The 6,486-nt window shown below is 66.5% G+C and carries 9 protein-coding genes and 1 pseudogene; 1 reads left to right on the forward strand and 9 read right to left on the reverse strand.

What is annotated here, in order from left to right:
* Positions 1 to 176: 176 nt before the first annotated feature.
* The 8 genes and pseudogenes from ACESK8_RS09345 to ACESK8_RS09380 all read right to left on the reverse strand — a co-directional run bounded on the left by ACESK8_RS09345 (position 177) and on the right by ACESK8_RS09380 (position 4,644).
* Complete coding sequence (locus tag ACESK8_RS09345; protein ID WP_372968341.1) at positions 177 to 944, reverse strand: ABC transporter permease; 768 nt, start codon at positions 942 to 944, stop codon at positions 177 to 179.
* The gene (locus ACESK8_RS09350; protein WP_372968342.1) at positions 941 to 1,726 is read right to left on the reverse strand and encodes an ABC transporter ATP-binding protein; all 786 of its coding nucleotides are present in this window, start codon (positions 1,724 to 1,726) and stop codon (positions 941 to 943) included. The genes ACESK8_RS09345 and ACESK8_RS09350 overlap by 4 nt, the downstream gene beginning before the upstream one ends.
* Positions 1,723 to 2,091: a DUF1048 domain-containing protein gene (locus ACESK8_RS09355; RefSeq protein ID WP_372968343.1), complete on the reverse strand. Its 369-nt coding sequence runs from the start codon at positions 2,089 to 2,091 to the stop codon at positions 1,723 to 1,725. The genes ACESK8_RS09350 and ACESK8_RS09355 overlap by 4 nt, the downstream gene beginning before the upstream one ends.
* A 2-nt stretch (positions 2,092 to 2,093) precedes the next feature.
* The gene (locus ACESK8_RS09360; RefSeq protein WP_372968344.1) at positions 2,094 to 2,447 is read right to left on the reverse strand and encodes a PadR family transcriptional regulator; all 354 of its coding nucleotides are present in this window, start codon (positions 2,445 to 2,447) and stop codon (positions 2,094 to 2,096) included.
* 230 nt (positions 2,448 to 2,677) lie between these two features.
* Complete coding sequence (locus tag ACESK8_RS09365) at positions 2,678 to 3,424, reverse strand: SGNH/GDSL hydrolase family protein (RefSeq protein ID WP_372968345.1); 747 nt, start codon at positions 3,422 to 3,424, stop codon at positions 2,678 to 2,680.
* Positions 3,425 to 3,532: 108 nt separating this feature from the next.
* Positions 3,533 to 3,637, reverse strand: a pseudogene (locus tag ACESK8_RS09370) (DNA-binding response regulator); the annotation flags it as partial.
* Between the two features lie 217 nt (positions 3,638 to 3,854).
* A complete protein-coding gene (locus ACESK8_RS09375) occupies positions 3,855 to 4,106 on the reverse strand; it encodes a hypothetical protein (RefSeq protein WP_372968346.1) in 252 nt (83 codons plus the stop codon).
* Positions 4,107 to 4,116: 10 nt separating this feature from the next.
* Positions 4,117 to 4,644 (reverse strand): hypothetical protein, encoded by a 528-nt coding sequence (locus tag ACESK8_RS09380; RefSeq protein WP_372968347.1) that lies wholly within the window; start codon positions 4,642 to 4,644, stop codon positions 4,117 to 4,119.
* A gap of 101 nt (positions 4,645 to 4,745) precedes the next feature.
* Here ACESK8_RS09380 and ACESK8_RS09385 point away from each other — a divergent pair, with 101 nt between their 5' ends.
* Entirely contained in the window at positions 4,746 to 5,291 is a 546-nt protein-coding gene (locus tag ACESK8_RS09385; RefSeq protein ID WP_372968348.1) for a cytochrome C5, read from the forward strand.
* 12 nt (positions 5,292 to 5,303) lie between these two features.
* Here ACESK8_RS09385 and ACESK8_RS09390 read toward each other — a convergent pair whose 3' ends face one another.
* Positions 5,304 to 6,305, reverse strand: a complete 1,002-nt coding sequence (locus ACESK8_RS09390) for a magnesium and cobalt transport protein CorA (RefSeq protein WP_060927947.1) — start codon at positions 6,303 to 6,305, stop codon at positions 5,304 to 5,306.
* Positions 6,306 to 6,486 lie beyond the last annotated feature (181 nt).

Consider the following 6,486-nt stretch of genomic DNA (forward strand, 5'->3'; position numbering starts at 1 on the left):
TCAACGAAGGGTGGATGCGGTGATCTGGGCCTTCGGAGCGTGAGATCTCCTTCGCTGCACGGGGGCAGTGGACCGGCCGGGCGACAGACCGTCGCCGAGCAACCGACGCCGAGCGCGGCGAAACGCCCCGGCCGGGCGCGGGGCCCGGACGGAGCGTTCCGTCTCACTGCAGACGTTCAACTGACCTTCTTGCGGTAGGCGATGATCGCGAACACGTAGGCGACGACCAGGATGCCGACGCACCATGCGAGTGCCACCCAGATGTCGCTGCCGACCGGCTTCTCGGCGAACAGCGCCTGGATGCTGTTCACGATCGAGGTGACCGGCTGGTTCTCGGCGAACCACCGCACCGGTCCCGGCATCGTCTCGGTCGGCACGAACGCCGAGCTGATGAACGGGAGGAAGATCAGCGGATACGAGAACGCCGTGGCTCCGTCGATCGTCTTGGCGCTGAGGCCGGCGATGATCGCCAACCAGGTGAGCGCCAGGGTGAAGAGCAGCAGGATGCCGATGACGGCCAGCCACGCCAGGGGACCGGCTCCGGTGCGGAATCCCATCAGGAACCCGACCGCGAAGATGATCGCCAGGGTGATCGCGTTCGCGACGAGCGAGGTGAGCACGTGCGCCCACAGCACGCTCGATCGGGCGATCGGCATGGAGTGGAACCGCTCGAAGATGCCGCTCTGCAGATCGTTGAACAGCCGGAACGCCGTGTAGGCGATGCCGGAGGCGACCGCGATCAGCAGGATCCCGGGGAGCAGGTAGTTGACGTAGTTCTCGGAGCCGATGCTCTGCTTGAGTGCCCCTCCGAAGACGAACACGAACAGCAGCATCAGCGCGATCGGGGTGACCGCCGTGGTGATGATGGTGTCGGCGCTGCGGAAGATGTGCCGCATCGAGCGGCCGGTGAGCGTCGCGGTGTCTGCGACGAAGTGCGTGCTCATGCTGCGTTCTCCTTTCCGGTGGACGACCCCGCCTGCGGGCCGATGAGAGTGAGGAAGATCTCCTCGAGGGTGGGCTGCTTCTCGACGTACTCGACCTTGGCGGCCGGCAGCAGCCGCTTGAGCTCGGCGAGGGTGCCGTTCGCGATGATCCGCCCCTCGTGGAGGATCGCGATGCGGTCGGCCAGCTGCTCCGCCTCGTCGAGATACTGCGTGGTCAGCAGCACGGTGGTGCCGGTCTGCGCGAGTTCCTTGATGACGCTCCACACCTCGATCCGGGCCTCGGGGTCGAGGCCGGTGGTGGGCTCGTCGAGGTAGATGACCTCGGGGTGTCCGACGAGGCTCATCGCGATGTCGAGACGGCGCCGCATCCCTCCGGAGTACGTGCCGACCTTGCGTGCGCCGGCATCCGTCAGGCGGAACGTCGCCAGCAGATCGTCAGCCACCCGATCGGCATCAGGAAGGTGGCGCAGCTTCGCGACGAGCACCAGGTTCTCACGCCCGGTGAGGATCTCGTCGACGGCGGCGAACTGGCCGGTGAGGCTGATCCGCTGACGCACGGCGAGCGGATCGGCCGCGACGTCGACACCCTGCACGGTGGCGGTGCCGGCATCCGATTTCAGGAGCGTCGAGAGGATGCGGACCATGGTGGTCTTCCCCGCGCCGTTCGAGCCGAGGAGGGCGAAGATCGACCCTTTCCGGACCTCGAAGTCGACTCCCCGCAGCACGTGCAGGTCTTTGTAGGACTTCTCGATGCCGCGCACCGAGATGGCTGCATCCGTCATGATTCCTCCTTCTTCTTCGCGTCGTCGAACGCCTTGATGAGGCGGGCGCGCTCCTTGTCGATCCACTGTCGGCCGCCGTACGCCGCGGCGTAGTTCTCGGCGAACTCGACAGGGTCGTCGCCGACGATCGCGCTGACCGGGGTGCCGTCGATCGCGGCGCGCTCCCACAGGTCGGCGATGTCGAGGAACATCTTCACGATGACGTCGCCATCGGTGACCCCGCCGTAGTACATGTTGTAGCGCTGCTGCGCCTTCGCCATCTCGCGGTACGGCTCCGGGAGGGCGTTGATGCGGGACTGAGCCTGCTTGTACTGCTTCTTCTCTTCGAGCGATCCGGTGATCGCTTCGATCCACTTGGCGGCCATTGTCAGTTCTCCTCGGTCTTCGTGGGGGTGGTCGTGCTCGTGTTCAGCTGTTCGATGTGCTGCACGAGGAAGCTCCAGGTCTTCCAGAACTCCTCGAGCTCCTGTCGGCCCGTCGCGTTCAGGGTGTACACCTTGCGGGGCGGACCCTTCTCGCTCGGGACCTTCTCGACATCGACGAGGTGCTTCTGCTCGATGCGCACCAGCAGGGCGTAGATCGTGCCCTCGGCGATGTCGGTGAACCCGTTGTCTCGGATGCGTGTGGTGATCTCGTACCCGTATGCCGGCTGCTCGGCGAGGAGGGCCAGAACGATGCCCTCCAGAGTGCCCTTGAGCATCTCGGTCATCTGCTTGCCCATCAGGTCCTCCCTTCGTTTCGGTTGGTACTCAGTGTTGCTGGGTACCGGTACAAAGTAACACTGAGTACCGGTACTTAGCAACACCGAATACCGAACTTTTTTGAAGGAGCTCGGTGAGGCTGCGCGCCACAACTCCGGAGATCGCGTGCGGATGCCGCGGTACGCCCGCGGTTCACGCCGATCCGGCTGCTGTCTCCGGAGTTGTGGAGGCGGGAGGAGTTGGAGAAGCGTCAGGCGCCGAGGCGCGCCATGGCGACGCGCGCCTCGAGCAGGGGCAGCGTGCGGTCGGCGCCGGGCTGCGGGCAGATGCCCAGCGCGTTCGCGAGTTCGAGCGCGAGCGCGGCGTGGCCGGCGGCGTTCGGGTGGAAGGGGTCGCCCATCAGCCCCCATGGCACCCCGCCGTGGCCCCACTCGGTGAACCGGGCATGCTGGTCGACGAGCACGACGTCGTCGGTCGCCGCCACCTCGCGCACCGCGTCGGCGAACTCCGCGATGCGCTCGCGGCCCGGGGCATTGGGGATGTCGATCGAGGGCGGCGTCTGCAGCACCGGGATGGCGCCGACCGCCCGCACCCGCGCCACGAACTCCCGCAGTGACGCGGCGAAGGCTGCCGGCTCGACGGTGTCGCTGCCGGGACCCGTGGCGAGGTCGTTCGTGCCGATCATGAGGGTGACCACATCGGGACGCCACGAGTCGATGCGCCGCTCCCAGTCGTCGAGGATGTCGGTCAGTCGGTGTCCACTGATCGCGGTGTTGACGACGACGTCGCGCGTGCGCCCCAGCTCGCCGCGGATCAGCTCGTGCAGATGCTCGGGGTAGCTGCGCTCGCCCTGTGTGTGCACCAGTCCGTGCGTGATCGAGTCGCCGGTGATCACCCAGTTCAGCGGCTCGGCGCCGGTGAGGAGGGCGGCGAGGCGACCGAGATCGGCGGCGGCTGATGCGGATGCGGCGGATGCGGCGGATTCGACGTTCGACACGCCCAAGATCCTAGTGGCGGCGCACGGGCCGGCTGCGATCGCGACCGGCCTCGCCGCACTCATCGCCGCGATCGCGATCCGGCTGCCCGGCGCCTCGGGCGCCGCCGCTCAGCCGCGGAGGTAGGCGAGCACGGCGAGCACCCGACGGTGTCCGCTGTCGCTGGTCGCGAGGCCGAGCTTGGCGAAGATGTTGCCGATGTGCTTGCTCACCGCCGTCTTGGTTCGCCATTGGGTACGAGATCCGCGATCTGACCCTGGACCCGACCGCGCTCGAGCAGGTCAAAGCCCTCAGCCACTTCCAGGCGCCCGTCGTCATCACCGGGGAGGGGGAACATTGGGCGGGGTTCCGCCCCGAGGATCGACGAGCCCGTCAAAGCAAGGGAGGGCGGGGTTCCGAATCGGAACCCCGCCCTCCCGTGAACCAGCGGTGTCAGAACCTGGCTGTAAGCAACGTTAGGGAAAGGGCAACGCAGACGATCGCCCCCGCGATCGCGAAGGCCATGAAGAGCTTCCGCTTCATCCCGTGAGTTACAACTGCGAGAACCCCGTTCACCAAAGCTAGCGCCACCCCGACCGGGAGCGCGAGGACTGCCGAGCCGAGGGAGATCACTCCCCAGAGAACAATCGCTGCGTGGATGAGCCCTGCGTATGGGCGGCGCGGTGGGTGGGTTGTTCCAGCCATGGTGATGACCTTAGTAGATCGAGCAGATGGTGGACGCGGTCTTGCCGCCGCTCGCGTTCCCGTTCAGGCGCAGGCAAGGCTGGTAGGTCTGCACATCCCATCCGCCAGCGCCAAAAATCATCTTTCGCTGTGCCCAGATCCGTGCCTGTCCGCTCACCACCCCAGACCCCTTACCGATCTGCCCGGCATCACGCCACCCGATGACACCAATCGTCGACCACGACCGGGAGAACGATGCAGAGGTAACGCTGCTCCCGTTGCTGCACCACGAACCCTCCGTGTAGATGTCGTAGAGAGCGATGTTCACCGCGGAATAAGCGGTCCTCTTGACGTACCCGCCGTAACAGCCCTTCGCGGCCGCGACCGCAGTCTGAGCAGCTTCCGTCGAAGCGTATTCCGAACTGACCGTCCCCTCGTCGAGCGCAGCAGCACTCGACGCATCCAGAGGCGTCACCGTGACCGAAACTTTCTCACTGACCGGCAGGTAGTAGTCCGTGAAAGCAGCCTGATCCTCTGCGGGCAACGACTCGAAAGTCACCTGGGAACGCCGGTGTGGCAGTTGTCCCGGTTGCGGATGACATCGCATCGCGCACGCGTCCGATCGAGGAGATCGGGTCGCGACAGTGAAAGACTGGATGCATGACCTCGGCACTGCTCGACCACCTTCTCGCCCGCATCGTCGACTCAGGCCTGCTCGATGAGCCGGTCGCCGAGAACGGCCTCGTCTACGGACGGGCGACGATCGACGCCGCCGGGACCGTCGTGACGGTGAACGTCGATCCGGAGCTGGAGGACGACGACGACACCCTCGACGATGACGCGCTGCTCGCGGCGATCACGCGCATCCTCTCCGTGTCCGAGACGCGGTGGCGTGCGGTGATCGACGAGGTCGCCGATGACATCGACGAGGCGGTCGACGATGAGCCGGTCCTCGAGCAGATCGACCTGCGCGACGACCTCGAGGCGACGTCTGTGGTGGTCTTCGCGGATGCTGTGCTGGTGGCGTTCGACGCGCCGAAGCAGTTCCCGAATTCGCGCATCCTGGTGCAGCTCGACGAGGACCTCGAGATCGCCAACATCGAGGTGCGCGATCGCGACGGCGCCGAGGGCGGGTCCGTTGAGACTGTCGATTTCGACAGCCTCGACGACCTGCTCGACGGGATCAGCCGCGCGGACGAGCGCTGACTCCGGCCGCTCTCAGAGCCACCTCTTGTACTTGAAGACGCCGTAGAGGGCGACCGCGAACGCCGCCATCGCGCCGATCGCCATCGGATATCCGTGCACCCAGTGCAGCTCCGGCATGACGTCGAAGTTCATGCCGTAGACGGTGCCGACGAGCGTCGGGGCGAAGATGATGGCCGCCCACGACGAGATCTTCTTGATCTCGTCGTTCTGGGCCAGGCTCGCGTCCGACTGACGGCGGGCGACGAGGGCCGACTGCACGGTGAGCGCGTTCTCGAGGATCGCGCGGAACGAGTCGACCCGCTCGTTCACACGGATCACGTGATCGAGGACGTCGCGCAGCGACCGCTGCAGCTCCTCGTCGATGCGGTACTTCTCGGATCCGCGGCGCAGCCATTCCAGCATCCCGGCGAGCGGATGCACCGCCCGCTGGAAGTTGATCACCTCGCGCGAGAGTTCGTAGATGCGGCGGGAGAGGGCGTCGTCGTCGCTGTCGCCGAACAGCTGGTCCTCGATCTCGTCGATGTCGTTCAGGAGTCCGGCGACGATGGGCTCGTAGCCGTCGACGACCTCGTCGAGGATCGCGTAGAAGACGGCCTCCGGTCCCATCGAGAGCAGCTCGGGCAGTGCCTCCATGCGCCGGCGCACGCCAGCGAGGTTCGGCGACTCCGCGTGCCGGATCGTCACGACGAAGTCGGGGCCGACGAACAGGTGCAGCTCGCCGAACTCGATCGATTCCTGCTCATCGCGATAGCGGGCCGGGCGAAGGACGGCGAAGAGCGTGTCGCCGTAGCGCTCGACCTTCGAGCGCTGGTGACCCGAGAGTGCGTCTTCGACGGCGAGCGGATGCAGGTCGAATTCGCGCGCCACCGAGGCGACCTCCTGCGGACTCGGCCGGTAGAGGCCGATCCAGGCGATGCCGCCGTGGGCGTCGAGCGACCGGTAGGTCTCGTCCAGGTTCTTCGGGGTCTCCACGCGACGTCCGTGGACGTACACGCCGTTGTCGATGAGGGCCATGAGCAGGCTCCGTTCTCGCAGGCGCACGCCGGATCAGAGAGGGCGTGCGCAGTTATCGTCAGGGGGCGGAAGACGCCGCCGACGGCTGCGGAGCAGGACGTGCAGGTGCGGAGCCGGAGCTCAACGCACGGATGCCGTCAGACGCGACGCAACGAAGGCGGCGTCGCAACTATCACCGGAC

Origin of the sequence: Microbacterium sp., from assembly GCF_041641055.1 — a bacterium.
Lineage (GTDB): Bacteria > Actinomycetota > Actinomycetes > Actinomycetales > Microbacteriaceae > Microbacterium.

What these genes read in the sequence shown, in the direction of transcription:
- ACESK8_RS09345 (WP_372968341.1), bottom strand. Translation starts at nt 944, where the DNA reads ATGAGCACGCACTTCGTCGCAGACACCGCGACGCTCACCGGCCGCTCG.
- ACESK8_RS09350 (WP_372968342.1), bottom strand. Translation starts at nt 1,726, where the DNA reads ATGACGGATGCAGCCATCTCGGTGCGCGGCATCGAGAAGTCCTACAAA.
- ACESK8_RS09355 (WP_372968343.1), bottom strand. Translation starts at nt 2,091, where the DNA reads ATGGCCGCCAAGTGGATCGAAGCGATCACCGGATCGCTCGAAGAGAAG.
- ACESK8_RS09360 (WP_372968344.1), bottom strand. Translation starts at nt 2,447, where the DNA reads ATGGGCAAGCAGATGACCGAGATGCTCAAGGGCACTCTGGAGGGCATC.
- ACESK8_RS09375 (WP_372968346.1), bottom strand. Translation starts at nt 4,106, where the DNA reads ATGGCTGGAACAACCCACCCACCGCGCCGCCCATACGCAGGGCTCATC.
- ACESK8_RS09385 (WP_372968348.1), top strand. Translation starts at nt 4,746, where the DNA reads ATGACCTCGGCACTGCTCGACCACCTTCTCGCCCGCATCGTCGACTCA.
- ACESK8_RS09390 (WP_060927947.1), bottom strand. Translation starts at nt 6,305, where the DNA reads ATGGCCCTCATCGACAACGGCGTGTACGTCCACGGACGTCGCGTGGAG.